The organism is Hoyosella subflava DQS3-9A1, from assembly GCF_000214175.1.
Classification (GTDB): domain Bacteria; phylum Actinomycetota; class Actinomycetes; order Mycobacteriales; family Mycobacteriaceae; genus Hoyosella; species Hoyosella subflava.
On record NC_015564.1, the window covers coordinates 286921 to 305083 of the forward strand.

At 63.4% G+C, this 18163-nt stretch carries 15 protein-coding genes; 11 read left to right on the top strand and 4 right to left on the bottom strand.

The genetic code is table 11. The features are described from left to right. Positions 1-9 precede the first annotated feature (9 nt). Positions 10-1980, bottom strand: a complete 1971-nt coding sequence (gene acs / locus AS9A_RS01345) for an acetate--CoA ligase (protein WP_013805086.1) — start codon at positions 1978-1980, stop codon at positions 10-12. 215 nt (positions 1981-2195) lie between these two features. Here acs and AS9A_RS01350 point away from each other — a divergent pair, with 215 nt between their 5' ends. Next, positions 2196-2954, top strand: coding sequence for a Fic family protein (locus AS9A_RS01350; RefSeq protein WP_013805087.1), 759 nt, complete (start codon positions 2196-2198; stop codon positions 2952-2954). 372 nt (positions 2955-3326) lie between these two features. Here the strand turns inward: AS9A_RS01350 and AS9A_RS01355 are convergent, their stop codons facing one another. After that, entirely contained in the window at positions 3327-4259 is a 933-nt protein-coding gene (locus tag AS9A_RS01355) for an HAD-IB family hydrolase (protein ID WP_013805088.1), read from the bottom strand. A 284-nt stretch (positions 4260-4543) separates the two neighbouring features. Between AS9A_RS01355 and ssd the strand changes: the two genes are divergently transcribed. The 7 genes from ssd (at position 4544) to AS9A_RS01390 (ending at position 9205) form a co-directional block, all read left to right on the top strand. Beyond that, the gene (gene ssd, locus AS9A_RS01360; protein WP_041451370.1) at positions 4544-5659 is read left to right on the top strand and encodes a septum site-determining protein Ssd; all 1116 of its coding nucleotides are present in this window, start codon (positions 4544-4546) and stop codon (positions 5657-5659) included. A gap of 5 nt (positions 5660-5664) precedes the next feature. Next, entirely contained in the window at positions 5665-6834 is a 1170-nt protein-coding gene (locus AS9A_RS01365) for a TadA family conjugal transfer-associated ATPase (protein WP_049793819.1), read from the top strand. After that, entirely contained in the window at positions 6831-7637 is an 807-nt protein-coding gene (locus AS9A_RS01370) for a type II secretion system F family protein (protein WP_013805091.1), read from the top strand. The genes AS9A_RS01365 and AS9A_RS01370 overlap by 4 nt, the downstream gene beginning before the upstream one ends. Beyond that, positions 7631-8218, top strand: a complete 588-nt coding sequence (locus tag AS9A_RS01375) for a type II secretion system F family protein (protein ID WP_041450773.1) — start codon at positions 7631-7633, stop codon at positions 8216-8218. The genes AS9A_RS01370 and AS9A_RS01375 overlap by 7 nt, the downstream gene beginning before the upstream one ends. Before the next feature lie 63 nt (positions 8219-8281). Next, positions 8282-8521 carry a DUF4244 domain-containing protein gene (locus tag AS9A_RS01380; protein ID WP_013805093.1) on the top strand — a complete coding sequence of 80 codons (240 nt, stop codon included), beginning with the start codon at positions 8282-8284 and terminating at the stop codon, positions 8519-8521. Positions 8522-8541: 20 nt separating this feature from the next. Then, positions 8542-8859 carry a TadE family type IV pilus minor pilin gene (locus AS9A_RS01385; RefSeq protein WP_013805094.1) on the top strand — a complete coding sequence of 106 codons (318 nt, stop codon included), beginning with the start codon at positions 8542-8544 and terminating at the stop codon, positions 8857-8859. Beyond that, positions 8849-9205 (top strand): Rv3654c family TadE-like protein, encoded by a 357-nt coding sequence (locus AS9A_RS01390; RefSeq protein ID WP_041450774.1) that lies wholly within the window; start codon positions 8849-8851, stop codon positions 9203-9205. Before AS9A_RS01385 ends, AS9A_RS01390 begins: the two co-directional genes overlap by 11 nt. On the opposite strand, the gene AS9A_RS01395 is transcribed toward AS9A_RS01390, so the two are convergent. Further along, entirely contained in the window at positions 9159-11555 is a 2397-nt protein-coding gene (locus AS9A_RS01395) for a DEAD/DEAH box helicase (protein WP_407636558.1), read from the bottom strand. The two genes, AS9A_RS01390 and AS9A_RS01395, sit on opposite strands and share 47 nt — an antisense overlap. A gap of 124 nt (positions 11556-11679) precedes the next feature. On the opposite strand from AS9A_RS01395, the gene AS9A_RS01400 reads away from it, so the two are divergent. The 3 genes from AS9A_RS01400 to topA all read left to right on the top strand — a co-directional run bounded on the left by AS9A_RS01400 (position 11680) and on the right by topA (position 16381). After that, a complete protein-coding gene (locus AS9A_RS01400; protein ID WP_013805097.1) occupies positions 11680-12609 on the top strand; it encodes an SGNH/GDSL hydrolase family protein in 930 nt (309 codons plus the stop codon). A gap of 181 nt (positions 12610-12790) precedes the next feature. After that, complete coding sequence (locus tag AS9A_RS01405; RefSeq protein WP_013805098.1) at positions 12791-13399, top strand: hypothetical protein; 609 nt, start codon at positions 12791-12793, stop codon at positions 13397-13399. 177 nt (positions 13400-13576) lie between these two features. Beyond that, complete coding sequence (gene topA / locus AS9A_RS01410) at positions 13577-16381, top strand: type I DNA topoisomerase (RefSeq protein ID WP_013805099.1); 2805 nt, start codon at positions 13577-13579, stop codon at positions 16379-16381. A gap of 86 nt (positions 16382-16467) precedes the next feature. On the opposite strand, the gene ptsP is transcribed toward topA, so the two are convergent. After that, on the bottom strand, positions 16468-18132 hold the full coding sequence (ptsP, locus tag AS9A_RS01415; protein WP_013805100.1) for a phosphoenolpyruvate--protein phosphotransferase: 1665 nt from the start codon (positions 18130-18132) through the stop codon (positions 16468-16470). Positions 18133-18163: the final 31 nt, after the last annotated feature.

The following is an 18163-nucleotide window of genomic DNA, read 5'->3' on the forward strand; positions in this document are numbered from 1 at the left end:
TCTCGGTGGCTACTGTCCCCGCAGTGACTCCACAACCGCGGGATCGACCAGCGTGGAGGTGTCGCCGAGCTGGCGTCCCTCTGCGACGTCGCGGAGCAGGCGGCGCATGATTTTGCCGCTTCGAGTCTTCGGGAGCTCAGGAACAATGTAGATGTCGCGGGGCTTTGCAATGGGGCCGATGTCCTGTGCGACTGCTGCACGGAGATCGGCGACGAGTGCGTCGCCGGTGTTCTCGACGCCCTGGCGCAGGATGACGAACGCGACGATCGCTTGTCCCGTGGTCGCGTCGGTAGCGCCGATGACGGCCGACTCTGCAACGGCTGCGTGCCCAACCAGTGCCGACTCGACTTCTGCGGTGGAGATGCGGTGGCCCGAGATATTCATGACGTCATCCACCCGGCCGAGAACCCACACGGCGCCGTCTTCATCGAGTTTCGCGCCGTCGCCTGCGAAATAGTAGCCCTGCTCAGCGAAACGCGACCAGTAGGTGTCTTTGAAGCGCTGCATGTCACCCCAGATGCCGCGCAGCATCGCCGGCCAGGGCTTATCGATGACAAGGTAGCCATTCGCCTCGGTTTCGCCGAGCTTCACAGGCTTCGCGTCATCGTCGACGATCTGCATCGAGATACCAGGGAGTGGCGCCATTGCGGAACCAGGCTTGCAATCGGTCACGCCGGGAAGCGGAGAAATCATGATCGCGCCAGTCTCAGTCTGCCACCAGGTGTCCACGATCGGGCACCGGCCAGCGCCGAATACCTCGTGGTACCAGCGCCACGCCTCAGGGTTGATCGGCTCGCCTACTGTGCCGAGCAGGCGCAACGACGTCAGGTCGTGAGCATCTGGAATCTCACGGCCCCACTTCATGAAGGTCCGGATGAGCGTCGGTGCGGTGTAGTAGATGCTGACGCCGTACTTTTCGATGACCTCGAAATGGCGATGCTCGTTCGGGGAGTTTGGTGTCCCCTCGTACACCACCTGGGTAGCGCGGTTGGATAATGGCCCGTAGACGATGTAGGTGTGGCCGGTTACCCAGCCGATGTCAGCCGTGCACCAGTAGACGTCCTTGCCAGGCTTATGGTCGAAAACGTAGTTGTGCGTGTAGGACGCTTGGGTGAGGTAGCCGCCGCTTGTGTGGAGGATCCCCTTCGGCTTGCCTGTGGTACCCGACGTGTAGAGCAAGAAAAGCGGGTGCTCCGCGTCAAACGCCTCGGCTTCATGTTTGTCGGAGGCACGCTCGACGGTGTCGTGCCACCATACGTCGCGACCCTCTTGCCACGGGATTTCCTCACCAGTGCGCCGTACGACAAGAACATTCTGCACGGACGGCGCCGGGGACTCCCCACCGATCGCGTCGTCCACGGATGCCTTCAGCGGAGCAGGTTTGCCTCGGCGAAACTGCCCGTCCGTGGTGATGACGAGCTTCGCCTCGGCGTCGTCGATGCGAGAGCGCAGCGCACTGGCCGAGAAGCCTGCGAATACTACTGAGTGGGTGAGGCCGAGGCGCGCACAGGCGAGCATCGAAGCGATCGCTTCAGGAACCATCGGCATGTAAATCGCGACGCGGTCGCCAGGCTGCAGGCCGATCTCGGTCAGGTAATTTGCCGCCTTCGATACCAGGCTGAGCAAGTCGCTGTAGGTGAGTGTGCGGGTGTCGCCCGGCTCACCCTCCCAATGGATCGCGACCTGGTCACCGTAGCCGTCTTCCACATGCCGGTCGACGCAGTTATAGGCGACGTTGAGCTTGCCGTCAGCGAACCACTTCGCCACTGGCGCATCTGACCAGTCGAGGACTTCGGTAAATGGTTTGTGCCAATGAAGCCGCTGTGCCTGCTGGGCCCAGAATGCGTCTCGGTCCTTGTCCGCCTCGCCATAGAGATCGGGGCCTCCATTAGCTTGCGCGACGAACTCTGCACTGGGCGGGTACGTCGAATGCAGAGCCTTTTCTGCCTTTCCTGGCTTCTCTGTCGCTTCCGTAGGCATCTAGGACAACTCCCTTACATCGGTGTTTCTCGCCCGTGTCAGAGGGCGACCGCACTTCGCGGATGATCGCGCTTTTGTGACCACCCTTGTTTGTGAGGGTAGTCACAACAGTGGTAGGTGCACATACACATTTCCTGTGTGCGGAGTCACACCTGCGGTAAGTGGTCGTCTATGTGCGGCAGGCGGCGGGATAGGGCGTCTGTATCTTGGCCTGTGTGACTGACCCATTAGCACCGATTCTCGATCTGCCGGGAGTGCTCGACTCTGCCAACAAAGCCAGGGATGTCCTCACGCAGGCGCACCGACATCCCGCTAATCGGCGTGAGTGGGCGAAGTCCGCAACAGAAGCGTCTGTGCGGGCCGCGCGTGCCTCCTCGGCACTTGATGGCGGCAAGACAGAACTTGACCCTTCGGGTCAGTTTGAGGACCCAATACTTGCGGGGGCGTTCCGCGTTTCCCAGTCTCTCGACGGGGAAGGGCTGGCGAATATGGCACGCGTGTGGCAGCGTGCGCCGCTGCAAGCTCTCGCGCGCCTGCACATGCTGGCTGCTGCCGACCTCATTGAGGATGAACAGCAGCTGGGCAGGCCGAGGCCAGTTGAGGGCATCGGTGCGCGGCTTGATCTTTTGGCTCAACTCGTGACGGGAGGGTCACGCGCGCCGGCTCCCGTCACCGCAGCTGTTGTGCACGGCGAAATTCTGACCCTGCGGCCCTTCGGCACGGCTGACGGCGTCGTGGCACGTGCCGCTTCGCGCCTCGTAGCCGTGACGAGTGGGCTGGATCCGCACAATCTCGGTGTGCCTGAAGCCACCTGGCTGAAGAAGCTCTCCGCGTATCGCAGTGCTGCGGAGTCCTTCGGGCAGGGCACGCCTGATGGGGTGGGAAACTGGGTCATTTTCTGTTGCGGCGCATTAGAGGCTGGCGGTCGAGAAGCGATCGCAATTGCTGATGCGGCTGCCGCGCAATCAGGCTAATACACGAAAGCGGACGGCGATTCCGGAGAATCACCGCCCGCGTAGTACGAACATCATGGTTACCATGCGTGCGATTTCGGGTTGTGTGGGTTGGCCTCGGCGTAACCATCACCGTCCTTGGCGGATCCCTACCCACAAGGGACTAATTCGCCGCGGAATAAGCGGTGGCTCGCAGGCCCACAACACTTCTGCCCTTACGCGGCATGTGCTCCGCGTGGGTTCCTGGTGCTCGTACTAGGGACTCACGGCCGGGGAGGTCGAGATCTTCTCTTCCGATTCGGCCTTAGCCTGTCGTGCTCCCGTACCTCTTTTGTACTCCTGACCTGCGGGCCCTGCAAGACGTTTCAGGAGATTGGAAAAACTCCAGTCCATTTAGTTTCGGCGCCGAAAGTAACTAAATGCCGCTGCACCAGCGGCGACTACAGCGCTAAGGCCGATTGCCGCCGTAGTCGCTACTGCTTTCGTGGAGGGTGCAGGTAGTTGCGCTCGCAGGGAAATCGGGTCGGAGAAGGTTAGAACCGGCCAGCCCTGGGCCGCGGCTTCGCGACGAAGCTGGCGGTCAGGGTTCACAGCCGCCGGATGCCCTACGGTTTCGAGCATCGGCAGGTCAGACGCGGAGTTGGAGTACGCATGCGACACGCGCAAGTCGTAGCCTTCTTGTTCGGCGAGTTCCCGGATAGCTTGGGCTTTTCCGGGGCCGTGACAGAAGAACTCCAGCTCACCGGTGTAGCGGCCATCACGGACCGCCATCCGGCTGGCTAGCGCATGTTTCGCGCCGAGCGCTTCAGCAATTGGCTTGACGATCTCCGTGCCCGACGCCGACACGACCACAACATCGTGGCCGCGGGCAATGTGATCCGATATCAGTGCGGCCGCCTCGGCGAATACGTACGGAGTGACGATGTCGTGCAGTGTTTCTTGAACGATCGATTCAACTTGCGCAACATCCCAGCCCTCACACATTGTCGTGATGTGTGATCGCAAACGATCAGTTTGTTCATGATCGGCGCCCGAAAGTAGGAATAAGAACTGCGCATAGCTGCTTTTGAGGACAGCACGGCGGTTGATCAAGCCTTCCTCGAAGAATGGCTTGCTGAATGCAAGTGTTGATGACCGCGCGATGACGGTCTTGTCCAAATCGAAGAAAGCAGCGGGGCGCTGCTGGGTTCCTGTACTGGCGCGACCGTGATTCACGCAACCCAGGATAGTTCTCGAAGGTAGAATCTGAAGGATCGGGCCAGCGGAGAGTTCGATCCATCGGCGCGATCGAATCCTGAAAAAGTCAGATGTTGAATGCGGAAACATCACTGTGATCCCGTGTACTATGAAGGCACTCGGACATGATCCGGGTGAGTTCAGCCCGACCCCCCGGGGCTGAACTCCGACGACCCCCGCCCCCTCCCCCCCTGGCGGGGGTCGTCCCATATCTTCTCCTTGTACTCAAATGTGCGCCGCAGCTTAGCTGAATAGGCGCCCTACCCCGTTTCGGGGACCTGCGCCCGACAGGGTTATCCACAGGATCGCGTTATCCACAGCCCTCCGTGAACTTTTCTGGTGCGCAGTGGGTTAGCAGCGGCACCGTTGACAGCATGCGCATAAACGAAGCGACGCTGGTGTGGTTGGGTGGTACCGCGGTCGCGACTGAGGTGCGGCGGATCGCCGCTGCCGCCGAGTGCCCTATCGAGGAAGTGCACGCCGCAATCACGGACGCGTCTGAACAAATGACTGATGTGCCAAGTCTGGTACGCAGGCGATGGCTGAGCGCACCTGCCGTCATCCTCGATCCACAGACCGCGTCCGCATGCTCATTGAGTTCACTCCCGCGCCGCGAGGGCATCATTCTTGTGCACTCTGGTGCTGGCGAGGATCTGGCGGCCCAGTGGCGGGAGTTCATCGGTCTCGGGATCCGTGACGTGTGTGCGCTGCCGGGGGCTGAGTCTCAACTCATCACAATGCTGAGCGAAAGGCTGATGTCAGGCACCGCCGCTGGGCGTGTCATCGCAGTTGCGGGGGCGTGCGGCGGTGCTGGAGCAACAGTGCTATCAGCAGCGCTGACGCTGGCAAGTTCGGCGGCGCAGCCGCGTCGTTCGCTGCTGGTCGATACCGACTCTGAGGGTCCGGGGATCGACCTGATATTGGGTCTCGAATCGGCCGGGGGGCTGCGCTGGCCTGACCTCACGAATCTCACTGGGCGTGTCTCCGCAGAAGCGTTGTGGGCGGCGTTGCCAGCAGTCGACGGCATTGCGGTGCTCGCGCACTCGCGCGACGCGCGCACCGGCCCGCAACGGAAATCCCCAGAGGCCGGCGTACTTCGTGCGGTCATTGAGTCCACGAGGTCCGCCGGAGCGCTCTGCGTCGTTGATGTGGCCGCCCTGCCGAGCGCGGAAGGTGAGCTGCTGTGCGAGATAGCGGATCTCATTGTCCTGGTGGTGCCCGCTCAGTTGCGCGCTTGTGCGTCAGCCAGAGTGAGATCGGTCCACTTGCGTGACCGGCGTTGTGGACTCGTGGTGCGGGGGCCTTCACCGGGCGGGCTGACTGGGCGCGATGTTGCGCGAGCTGTCGGGCTTGACCTGATAACGACGATGCGCGCGGAGGCCGGTTTGGACGCACGTCTCGAACGGGGCGGTCTCCACCTGCCGCGAAGTTCACCACTGCGCAGCGCCGCGATGCAAGTTATGGAAGCGGCAGAAGTGGCAGCCGCATGAACGGGCTGACGCAAGATTTCCTGGACCGTGTTCGAGCGCGGCTTGCTGACACAGCCGACGCGCTGACCCCAGCCGTTATTGCAGCGGCGGTGCGCGCGGAATCGAGTGGCGTACTCGGTGACGCCGACGTTCTGTCTGCTCTTCGCGTCCTGCACACAGAGATGGACGGCGCCGGGATTCTCGATCCCTTACTGGAAAACCCCCAGGTGACCGACGTGCTGGTGCTAGGCGACGGCAGCGCGTGGGTGGATGCGGGCCAAGGGGTTGAACGAGCCAGCGTCCGGTTGTCAGACGCCGGCGCGGTTCGCCGTTTGGCTCAGCGACTTGCGCTGCGGGCCGGGCGCCGACTTGATGACGCGCAGCCCTGGGTCGATGGATGGCTGCAAGATCTGGGCGGGCACGGGTCAGGTGTGCGCCTGCACGCGGTGCTGCCTCCGATAGCCGTGGACGGGCCCTGCATATCTCTGCGAGTGCTACGGCCCGCCTCTCACACCCTAGGTGATCTCGCGTCACAAGGATCGGTGCCAACAGCTGTTCTGCCTCTGCTCGAACGGATCGTTGAGGCACGCCTTTCGTTTCTCGTGACAGGCGGAACGGGCACAGGCAAGACGACGCTGCTCGCCGCGCTTCTCGGAAGGGTGCCGCACACAGAACGCATCGTGTGCGTCGAAGACGCGGCTGAGCTCGCGCCCCAGCACCCGCACCTGATCAGGCTCGCTGCTCGGGCCGCGAATGTTGAGGGCGCAGGTGCGGTGGAACTCCGCGAACTTGTCCGGCAGGCACTCCGAATGCGCCCGGACCGCATCGTCGTAGGCGAAGTCCGCGGCGCTGAGGTGATCGACTTGCTGGCGTCGTTGAACACCGGCCACGACGGCAGCGCTGGCACGGTGCACGCAAATTCGCCGAAAGAACTGCCTGCGAGACTCGAAGCGCTCGCATCCTTGGGCGGAATCAATTCGGCTGCCCTCCACAGTCAGTTGGCTGCGGCGCTGCGACTAGTCCTGCATGTCGCGCGCGATCGTCGCGGTACGCGGAAGCTCTGCGAGATAGGCGTTCTTTCGAAGACGTCCACGGGCAATGTCGAGGCAGTGACATGCTGGTCGTATGCGGATGGGCGCGGCCCTGCGTGGGGCGAGCTGGACGGGCTCTTGCGTACGCGGGGAGGCGGCTCATGAGCGCCGTCGCGTGCGGTCTTCTTGGTGCAGCTTTGTTAGCTGCACCAAGCCCTCAGCGGAGGCGACGGGTCCGGAAAGTGCTCGGACGCTGTGCCAGTGCAGGGCGGTACCGGATGCCAGCGTGGGCGCTCGCCACGCTGCTGGCCGTGGGCGCTGTCATCGTCAGTGGTGTCATTCTGGGGCTAGCTGGGCCTGCGCCCGTTTTCGCGTTATTCGCAGTGTGTGGCGTTGCCGTGAAACGTACCCAGCGCGGGATGGCCGAGCGCGCTCACCGGGCGGATATCGGACGGACCGCTGACGCACTCGACGCTGTCATCGCTGAACTGCGCGTGGGGGCGCACCCGGCGACTGCTTGCGCGACGGCAGCCGACCAGTCTCAGGGGACCGCACGAATAGTGTTCGCACGAGCAGCCGCACGTGCGCGGCTGGGCGCCGAGGTGTCGGCCGGATTCTCCGACTCCCAATTCGCCTCTCCCACAGCACAGATCGGGGCCGCGTGGCGTATTTCTGAGACCCACGGGGTTCGGCTGGCGGAGCTGCTCGCCGCGGTGAAGAGTGATCTGAAGGAACGCAACGCATTCGAATCGCAGCTCCATGCGGGACTGAGCGGGGCGCGAGCGACCGCCACAATCCTGGCCATGTTGCCCGTTGCCGGAATCGGCCTAGGCGAAATGATGGGAGCTGCACCACTCTGGACGCTCCTCTCGACGACAATTGGAGGAGCGCTACTCGCGGCGGGCACGTTGCTCGCAGTCAGCGGATTACTGTGGTCGGACAGGATCCTCGCGGGTGCGCGATGCTGACGGTGCTCGCTCTGCTCGCGCTGGCGGCAGCAGCCTTGTGCTGGCCGGGCACCTACCTCACTCGTGTTATTCCCGGTCCCGGCGGGTGCGCCGCGAAATCGCGGCCTGCCTACGCGGCCAATGCGAGGGAAGGCGGACCGTATGGTGCCGCGGCTGTCTTCGACGTCTTTGCCGCGTGTTTACGTGCGGGTCTCTCACCCGCGGGAGCGGCCGGTGCGGTCGCCACGACACAGCAGGGGCAAGTAGCTGCGTTCTTCGGCAGAATCAGCAACCTGCTGTCACTAGGTGTGGACGAAGAAACCGCCTGGACCAGTGCTGAGGGAAATCCCGAGACGGACGCCTTCATACGCGCAGCGCAACGATCCGCCAGGGCAGGAACACCACTTGCTGAGGCAGTCAGTGAACTCGCGGCTGAACTGCGGCAAAACGCGAAAGACAAGTCAGCGGAAAAAGCGCAGCGTGCGGGCGTTCTCATCGCAGGACCGCTCGGACTTTGCTTCCTCCCCTCGTTTATGTGTCTGGGGATCGCACCCGTCGTACTTGGCCTTGCGTATCAACTGGCGCAGGGTGAGCTGCTGTGAACCCGCTGACGCGAACCAAGCCCCGTCCTGCACCCTGCAGCACGGCCAACGAAAGGAAAGTTCATGGACGAGACTTCAGCAGCGGCCACCCCGGGAGAAGAAGTCCGCGGGAGCTTCGCCGAGCTCATAGTCAGCCGTCTTCAAGGGCTGCAAGAGGAAGAAGGCATGTCGACGGTCGAGTACGCGATCGGCACGATTGCGGCGGCCGCGTTCGCGGCAATCCTGTACACGGTGGTGACGGGGAATTCGGTGGTGGGCGCGATGACGGGGTTGATCGAGCGAGCGTTGAGCACGCCTGTGTAGTCGCGGATGACACGGGTTCAGTGACCGTTGAGGCGGCGCTGGTCACTGTTGCGTTGATGCTGACTGTGTGGCTGTGCCTTGGCGGTGTGTTTGCCGGGCTCGCGTATGTGCGTTGTGTTGATACGGCGCGCGAAGCAGCGCTCGGGGTTGCGCGCGGGGACGCGGCGGCGGTGGACCGTGCCCGCATGGCCGCTCCTCGCGGCGCCGCGATCGAGATCGTTGGTGACCGCGGGAGCGTGGTGACGGCTCGTGTGGTCGCGCGTTCCCCGGTGCTGCCCTTGCTGACGTTGCGCGCCGAGTCGGTGACCGTGATCGAAGGCACCGTCGGTGCGGGATGAGGAGGGCGTCGCAACAGTGCTTGGGGCCGTCTTGATGCTCATCGTGGTGCTCGCCGCGGTTGCCGTGGTGCATTACGCGTTGATCGTGGGGGCGCGTCATCGTGCCCAGTCCGCGGCTGATGTGTCGGCTGTTGCGGCCGCGGAGTCGCTGGCGTGGCTGCACGGTGAACCGTGCGAGGTAGCGCGCGAGGTGGCGAAGCTGAATCGGTCTGAGATTCGCGGCTGTGCGGTCGCGGGTTCCGATGTGGTGGTGCGGGTCAGTGTTGGGCTGCCAGTGGTGTTGCCGGGATATCGCGATGTCAGCGCGTCGGCCCGTGCTGGTCCAGCAAAGGTTCGTGCCCGTTGAGCAGGCCAGTATCCTCTTCCGGAAGGTCGGTGAGCACTGTGCGCAACACGCGCACTGCTCCTGCTTTATCAAGCGGGTCGTTGCCGTTGCCGCATTTGGGCGACTGCACACACGCCGGGCAGCCTGTTGAGCAGGAACAGCGCTCAATCACGTCAACTGTGGCGGTGAGCCACTGACGGATCGCGCTGTGACCGCGCTCGGCGATGCCGGCGCCACCGGGATGGCCATCGTAAATGAAGATCGTGGGGAGTCCAGTATCCGCGTGAAGTGCAGTCGAAACGCCGCCAATGTCACCGCGATCCGCGGTCGCGACCAGCGGGAGCAGTCCGATTGCCGCGTGTTCCGCAGCGTGGAGTGAGCCGGGCATGTCCGGTTCACTGACCATTTCGGCGTCCAGGCGCTCCGGACTGATGGTCCACATGACGGCAACGGTGTGGAGTGTACTTGGCGGCATGTCGAGCTCCACGGTGTCGAGGATTTCACCAGAAGGGAGTCGACGCAGGTAACTGACTACTTGGCTGGTCACCTCCACGTCAGCGAGCCCGAGCGTGATGTCGCCGTATACGGCGCGCGTACGGATACCGGTGATTCGGATGTCGCTCACCGAGCGAGAGGTGGTCGACCAGCCGGGATCGTCCCGCCGGACTAGTGCTAACCCTTCCTGGAGTTCCAGTTCTTCGACGACATAGGTGTCACCCTGGTGTAGGTGCACGGCACCAGGGTGAACGGTCGACGGTGCGCGGCCCGCGTCTACTGTCCCCAGCAACTCGCCCGTGGTGCTCTCGGCGATCGCTATCTGCCCTGCGGTTCCGCCGCGAATGCTGACCTCTTCGTGAGGATTCAGCCCCGGCGCAATGAACCAGCCGTGGGGCCGACGGCGGAGCAATCCCTCGGACACGAGCTCGCCGAGTGTGGCCGAGACATCAGCACGGTCGGCTTCCTCGTCGCTGAGGGGATGCTCAGACGCTGCGCAGAGGAGGTGCGGCCGCTGCACGTAGGGGTTGTCCGGGTCGGTGACTGTTGCTTCAACAGGCTTGCCTAGGAGCGATTCAGGGTTGTGAACCAGGTAGGAGTCCAGGGGGTCGTCGCGTGCAACCAGAATGACCACTGCGCCTTGGCCCCGTCGTCCCGCTCGTCCGGCCTGCTGCCAAAAGGAGGCCCTGGTCCCAGGAAAACCTGCGATCACGACGGCATCGAGTCCAGCAATATCGACACCCAACTCGAGGGCGTTCGTTGTCGTGACCCCGAGTAGGGCCCCTTCAGCGAGCTCGGCCTCGATCCGGCGACGATCCTCGGCAAGATATCCTGCGCGGTAGGCGGTCACGCGGTTCGCGAGATCGGTACCGGATTCCTCGAGGATTCTGCGCACTGTCACCGCAGCGAATTCCGCGCCTGCCCGCGAGCGGACGAACGTCAGAGTGCGTGCTCCTTCCCGGATTAGCGCGGCAGTGAGCCCGGCAGCTTCGGTCGTCGCGGAGCGGCGGGTCCGTTCGGGCAGATCGTCGCTGTCTGGAAGATAACCAGGCTCCCACAGCGCTACCGTGCGTGATCCGTGGGGCGACCCGTCCTCAGTGACTTCCGCGCAACGCGCGCCGATGAGGCGTGTCGCGGCGGCACCAGGGTTAGCGCTCGTGGCACTAGCCAGGATAAATGTCGGCGTTGCGCCGTACCTTTTCGCGATGCGGCGCAACCGGCGAATTACCCAGGCCACACCCGATCCGAAGACGCCCCGGTAGTGGTGGCATTCGTCGATGACGACGTATTTCAGGCCGCGGAAAAAGCGGGACCACCGTTCGTGCCCCGGCAGAATCCCGATGTGCAGCATGTCCGGATTTGTGCAGACCCAGCGCGCGTGATTCCGGATCCATGGGCGTATGTCGGTCGGGGTGTCGCCGTCGTAAAGATAGGGGTGCGCGGTGCTCAGGCCTGCCACCGCGTTTGTCAGCCGCGATGCGTTCTTGAGCTGGTCGGCGCCGAGCGCCTTGGTAGGTGAGAGATACAAAGCAGTAGCCGAAGGCGACTCGGCCAGTGCCGTCAGTATGGGCAGCTGATATGCCAGGGATTTGCCCGACGCGGTGCCGGTCGCGACGACGACGTTGGTGCCTCGGTGAGCCAGATCGGCGGCCCGGATCTGGTGACTATACGGCTGCACCACACCACTGAAAACCAGCTCGTCACGGAGCGGTTCGTACACCCATTCCGGCCACGCCACATACTCGGCGGAGCGCGCGGGGATCACTGTTGTGAAAGCGGGCGACCCGCCGATCGCCGAAGCACTGAGTGGCTGAAGTGCCTCGATCAGCTCTTCACCGAAGTCCCGCGCCTGGGGAGGGGGAGGGGTACCGCTCACGCGAGCCACGGTAGCGGTGTCTTTGTGGAAGGGCGAACCGCTGCTGATGCTCACTTGAGGGCGGGATTGGCCGGGGGCTCTCCGTTTGCGCGACGCGCCCGGAAAAGTGTGGGACGGTGCCATAGTGAACTTTTCCGTAACTAGCTATGTCACTAAGAGCTTTTCACGCGTCGCGTCCCGTGTTGGCGCAACGCTCGTTCTGACTGCGGGGCTGGTGGCCGCAGGCGCTGGAGCCGCGGCATCGAATCCCACCGATGTTCGATACGTGTCCTTGGGTGACAGCTTTACGTCTGGCCCGAGCTACGACCCGTTTGGGGGATGCCCGCAACTTCCCTACGCATGGCCCAAACAGTTCGCCGCACAGTGGGGACTCGGGGGTGACTGGTTTGATGCCGCATGCTCTGGCGCGGTTGTTGACGGGAGAGGGACGAACACATTCGGGGAACAACTCGGCACGGCGCGCGCTGCGCTCGGGCCGCGGACCGAGCTGGTGACGATCCAATTCGGTGGAAACGAAACTTACGGGGCCGCGGGACGCAGTGCCGCGTGGTCGATGGGCCTCTGCATCATTGACTTCGTGAACGGATGCAACGACCCGGCTGACCCTGCGGCTGTCCGTGCAGACGCAGTGACCGGGGCGGAAATGGCGCGCCGACTCACATCGGGTGATAGCGGGGATCTGATCGGAGAGATCCGCAGGGCCGCTCCGAATGCGAGGATCGCGCTGGTCGGTTACCCGACCATTTTGCCGCCGGATTCGTCAGTGTGTGCACCCGTTAATGGGGTCGAGGATCCCGGTTTTCAGCCGCGCGCAGCGTACGCTCACGATGTTCTGCAGCGAATCGAGGGGGCACAGCGGGAGGCTGCCGGAAGACTTGGCCTCGAATTCTGGTCTCTGAAGAACGCCACGGCCGGCCGGGACATGTGCAAGCCGATGGGCCAGCGCTGGATCACGCGAGTCGGTGACTTCCACGAGGAACTGCTTCCGTTCCACCCCACGAGAGAAGGCCACGCCGCGCAGGCATCGGCGCTTACCTCCATGCGGACGGGCTAGCAACCACCTGCGGTCAGTCAGCCCGCTCCGTGGCCCTTGCCCCGTGTTGGTTCTGCGTCCACGCCAGGGTGTTCAGCCGCAAGTTCCGCTCGCGGCGTCCCCTTTACCGCTACGGTGTCGTGAAGTAGACAAGCCGGGTGCTGAAAGGTGGCGCCCAACGCGACGAGTTAGGTCTTATGCGATGAAGGTATCCGGGCCAGCGGGGCGGTGTTTGGGTGTCGTCTTTGCTGTACTGCTTGGCTTGTTCGGCACGGCGGGGCTGGTGGCGTGCGGAAATGAGGACGCAGCGGAGACTGCATCTACGGAGTCACCGGAACCGACTCCTATCGAAACGGATGATTGGCTCGCGCGATTCTGTGCGCCCTTCATTTCCCTTGACGACTCATTCCAGCACTTCGACGTACTGGTCGCGGAGCCCCCGGGTGAGCCCGGGGAGGCGCGTGAGGCCTATCTTGATCTGTTCGCGCATATGCACGCAGTACTAGAGGGCTCGTCAGTTAGTTTCGGCGAACTTGGCGACCCCCCCGTGTCGGACATGGAGCCAGGTTTCAGTCAGGCGATGTCCAACGCGACACAGCGTGCAGCGGACGACGTGGCGGACTTGCAGGCTCGGCTGGACGGGATTGAGCCAGATGACCCGGCGGCGATGGCAGAGTTCATGTCGGATATGGAGGAGGCCCCTAACCCCATTGCGACCGCGTTCGACGACCTAGAGGAGTTCGAATCCGCGGAACTCGATGCGGCAATCGGCGGTGTCCCCGAATGCGCGGTACTCACGACTGAGCAGTAGGCTACCGGCCTATTCGGCGGTGGCGTCCTAGGTAGGACATACTGGCTGCGGGAACCACAGGGCGGGGCACATCGTTGTGCTGGCGGGGCGCAGGGCATTCTCCGCATATGTCAGTCTGATGGGAATGCCTGCTAGGCAGGCTTCGTGAACGAGGTGTGAGGAAGGTGCGGTCTTCAAGTGGCAGCACGCGGTAGTGGCACGGCGAACGGTTCGGCACGCGCGGGGGATTCGCGGGTGGTCCGTCGTCTCGTCATCGTCGAATCACCGACGAAGGCGAAGAAGATCGCCTCGTACCTCGGATCTGGCTACGTGGTCGAATCAAGTCGCGGGCACATCCGAGATTTGCCTAAAGGCGCGGCTGACGTGCCCGCCAAGTACAAGGGCGAAGCGTGGGCACGTCTCGGTGTGAATGTGGACGAAGACTTCGAGCCTCTCTACGTGGTCAGTGCCGACAAGAAAGCAACCGTGTCGGAGCTCAAGGGACTCTTGAAGGATGTTGACGAGCTCTATCTCGCCACAGACGGTGACCGCGAAGGTGAAGCTATCGCGTGGCATCTGCTGGAGACGCTGAAGCCTAAGATCCCGGTCCGCCGGATGGTGTTCCACGAGATTACGGAGCCTGCTATCCGGGCTGCCGCGGAAAACCCGCGTGACCTGGACTCCGATCTGGTCGACGCGCAGGAAACACGACGGATAGTCGACCGGCTGTACGGCTATGAAGTTAGTCCCGTGCTCTGGAAAAAAGTGATGCCCAAGCTGTCAGCAGGCCGCGTGCAGTCGGTTGCGACCCGCATCATCGTTCAGCGTGAGCGTGAGCGAATGGAGTTCACAGCAGCGGAGTATTGGGACATCGCGGCGACACTGGACGCTGGCTCCGGGGTGACACCGCAGACGTTCGGTGCGAAGCTCATGTCTGTTGGCGGGGAGCGTGTCGCGACAGGACGTGATTTCGGCCCGAACGGCGCATTGAAGTCCAGCAGCGCGGTCCGTGTGCTTGACGAGGCCCACGCCGGGCGGCTTGCTGAAGCGCTGCAGGGGCAGGCGCTCGCGGTCACGTCGGCTGAGGAAAAGCCCTACACCCGCAGGCCTTACGCGCCGTTCATGACGTCGACGCTGCAGCAAGAAGCAGGGCGCAAGTTGCGGTTCTCCGCAGACAGAACGATGCGCATCGCACAGCGCCTGTACGAGAACGGCTACATCACGTACATGCGTACCGACTCGACGACGCTGTCGAGTTCCGCGATCGATGCCGCGCGGAACCAGGCGCGGGAATTGTACGGGCCGGAATATGTCGCGCCGTCACCCCGTCAGTACACACGCAAGGTCAAGAACGCGCAGGAGGCGCACGAAGCTATCCGGCCTGCGGGAGAAACTTTCCAGACGCCTGGACAGCTTCACCGGGTGCTCGAAGCCGACGAGTTCCGCCTGTATGAGCTCATTTGGCAGCGCACGGTCGCGTCCCAAATGGCTGACGCCAAAGGCACGACGCTGAGTTTGCGTATCACCGGTACCGCGGCAACCGGTGAAGAGTGCGTCTTCAGTTCATCTGGCCGGACAATCACGTTCCCCGGCTTTCTCAGCGCGTACGTCGAGACGGTCGACGAAGAAGCAGGCGGGCAGGCGGACGATGAGGAACGCCGCCTGCCGCGGCTGACGGAAGGCCACGCGGTCACCGCGAGTGAGTTGCGGCCAGACGGGCACTCAACGTCGCCGCCGTCGCGATACACCGAAGCGTCGCTCGTGAAGAAGCTCGAAGATGAGGGCATTGGGCGGCCATCGACTTACGCGTCGATCATCAAAACCATCCAGGACCGCGGCTACGTCTACAAGAAGGGCAACGCGCTCGTCCCCTCGTGGGTGGCGTTTGCGGTCGTGGGTCTGCTTGAGCGGCATTTTGGCCGTCTCGTGGACTACAACTTCACAGCGTCGATGGAAGACGATCTCGATGCTATCGCTGAGGGCAGGGAGCGCCGTTCCGACTGGCTGGCCGCGTTCTACTTCGGTAGCGACGACCGCGCTGAAGGGACTCTTGCAAAGCTCGGTGGGCTTAAGCGTCTCGTTGGCGTCAACCTCGAGGGCATCGATGCTCGGGAGATCAACTCGATCACGCTGTTCGATGATTCGGACGGACGGCCGGTTAACGTACGGGTAGGCCGATTCGGCCCCTATCTGGAGCGGACGATCGGCGAGGGAGATGCCGCGGAGTCGCAGCGCGCCAACCTTCCAGAAGATCTCCCGCCTGATGAGCTGACGAGGGAGATCGCGGAAAAGCTCTTCTCTACACCTCAGGAAGGCCGTGTCCTCGGCGTCGACCCCGATACCGGGCATGAAGTGGTCGCGAAGGAAGGTCGTTTCGGTCCGTACGTCACGGAGATCATCCCCGACGATGAGAAAAATGGCGGTGCGAAAAAGGTCAAGCCGCGCACCGGGTCACTGCTGAAGTCGATGGAGATTTCCACGGTAACGCTCGAGGAAGCGCTCAAATTGCTGGCGCTGCCCCGTGTTGTGGGCAAGGATCCCGAAAGCGGTGATGAGATCACTGCGCAGAACGGCCGTTACGGTCCGTATCTGAAAAAGGGCAGCGATTCACGGTCGCTCGCAACCGAAGATCAGATTTTCACTGTGACACTCGACGAGGCGTTGAAAATTTACGCCGAACCGAAGCGCCGCGGGCGGCAGGCTGCCGCCACCGAACCGCTCCGGGAGGTGGGGAACGATCCAGCTACCGGAAAACCGATGGTCATCAAGGACGGCAGGTTTGGCCCGTACGTCACAGATGGTGAAACCAACGCCAGCCTTCGAAAAGGCGATGAGGTTGCGACGCTGACTGTGGAGCGCGGAGCAGAACTATTGGCTGACCGCCGCGCTCGCGGGCCAGTGAAACGCACTGCGAAGAAGACAGCAGCCAAGAAGACAACCGCGAAGAAGTCGCCGGCGAAGAAGACTGCTGCCAAGAAGACGGCGAAAAAATCGTCGAGCTAGCGCACCGACGCCAGATGCCCGTCCGTAGGGAACTGGCCCGGAAGTAGTTCCGTACCAATTCCCGTCAGACGGGCATCTATGCGGGGTCAGGCGATGGACTGGCTCGCATCGGACACCAGCTGTCGTGCCTCCGCTGCATCCGCTGCAGTGAGGGCCAATTTGGCGAGTTCGCTGCACTGTGCCAGCGAGTGCGCAGCCAGTGTGACGCGAACTGCTGGGATGCTGCTCGGCGCCATCGACAGGCTGGTCACACCGAGGCCGACGAGAACGAGGGCGAGCAGCGGGTCGCTTGCAGCCTCACCGCACACGCCGACAGGCTTGCCTGTGTCCTTCCCGGCCTGCGCGGTGAGGTGGACGAGTTCAAGGAGCGCGGGCTGCCACGGGTCGAGAAGTTCCGCGAGTTCACCCTGCATACGATCCGCCGCCATCGTGTACTGCCCCAGATCGTTGGTGCCGATACTGGCGAAATCGCAGCCCTCCAGGACCTGGTGAGCCCGCAGGGCCGCGGCAGGAACCTCGACCATTGTGCCCGCTGTGCGCAGGCCGTGCTCATGTGCCGCCGCGGCGAACTCCGCGGCCTCACGCGGCGTCGCCACCATTGGTGCCATCACCCAGACGTCCGCGTCGCCCTTCGAAGCCGCCGCCGCGATCGCGGCGAGCTGGTCGGTGAGCATCTCTGGATGCCGCTTGGTCAGACGCAGCCCGCGAACACCGAGGGCGGGGTTCTCCTCGTGACCGTGGTCGACGAACTTCAGAGGCTTGTCGGCACCTGCGTCGAGCGTGCGGACGACGACTTTCCGTCCGGAGAATGCGTCGAAGACCCTCGCATAGCTTTCGGTCTGCTCAGCGACAGTCGGCGCTGTCACTTTGCTCAGGTAGAGGAACTCGGTGCGGAGCAGCCCCACCCCTTCGCTGTCAGCTGCCGCTGCAGCGTCCAGTTCGTGCGGCGCGCCAAGGTTGACGAGCAATTTCACAGGTACGCCGTCCGCCGTCTTACCTGGCCCCGAACTCTTTGCGAGCGCTCGCGCTAGTTGTTCGGCGTGCGCCGTAGCCCCCTCGATTTCTGCGGGTGACGGCTCGATACGGATTTTGCCCGAGGCGCCGTCCAGCAGCACGGTTGTGCCGTCGACGAGGGCGGTAGCGTCCGAGCACGCCACTATCGCGGGGATGCCCAGGGACTTGGCGAGAATGGCTGTGTGGCTTGTCGGTCCACCGAGTTCGGTGATGATGCCGAGGACCTGCTTCGTGTCCAGCATCGCTGTATCAGCCGGGGCGAGGTCTGACGCGACCAGAATGAAGGGGTGACCTGGATTGGGGATACCAGGCATCGGAAGTCCGAGAAGTTCTGCAATCGTGCGGTTGTTCAGGTCGTCGAGATCCGCAGCACGTTCGGCGAGGTAACCCCCCGCGGCTTCGAGTGCGGCCCGGAATACTCCGAACGCTCCCGTCACCGCGTGGGGGAGGGACTTACCTTGCTCGAGCTGCGCCTTGATCTGAATGGCCAGCGAGGGGTCACGGGGCATCATCGACTGGGCGAACAGTACGTCTGACGCCGGCCCGCTGGTGGCGGAGGCCCGGGCGCCCAATTCATCTGCCACGGCGTTCAGTGCGCGTTGCGCGTTCTCAATCGCGGCAGCGATGTCGGCTTCTGGCCCGCTGTCCGCTGGGAGACCCGGAGGAGGGGCAAGGCGTGCGATCGGTGCGACCGCGATGCCTGTGCTTACGGGTGTTCCTGCAATCGTGTTGCCCATGGGTGTGACTCCTGCGCTGGTGAATTCTGGT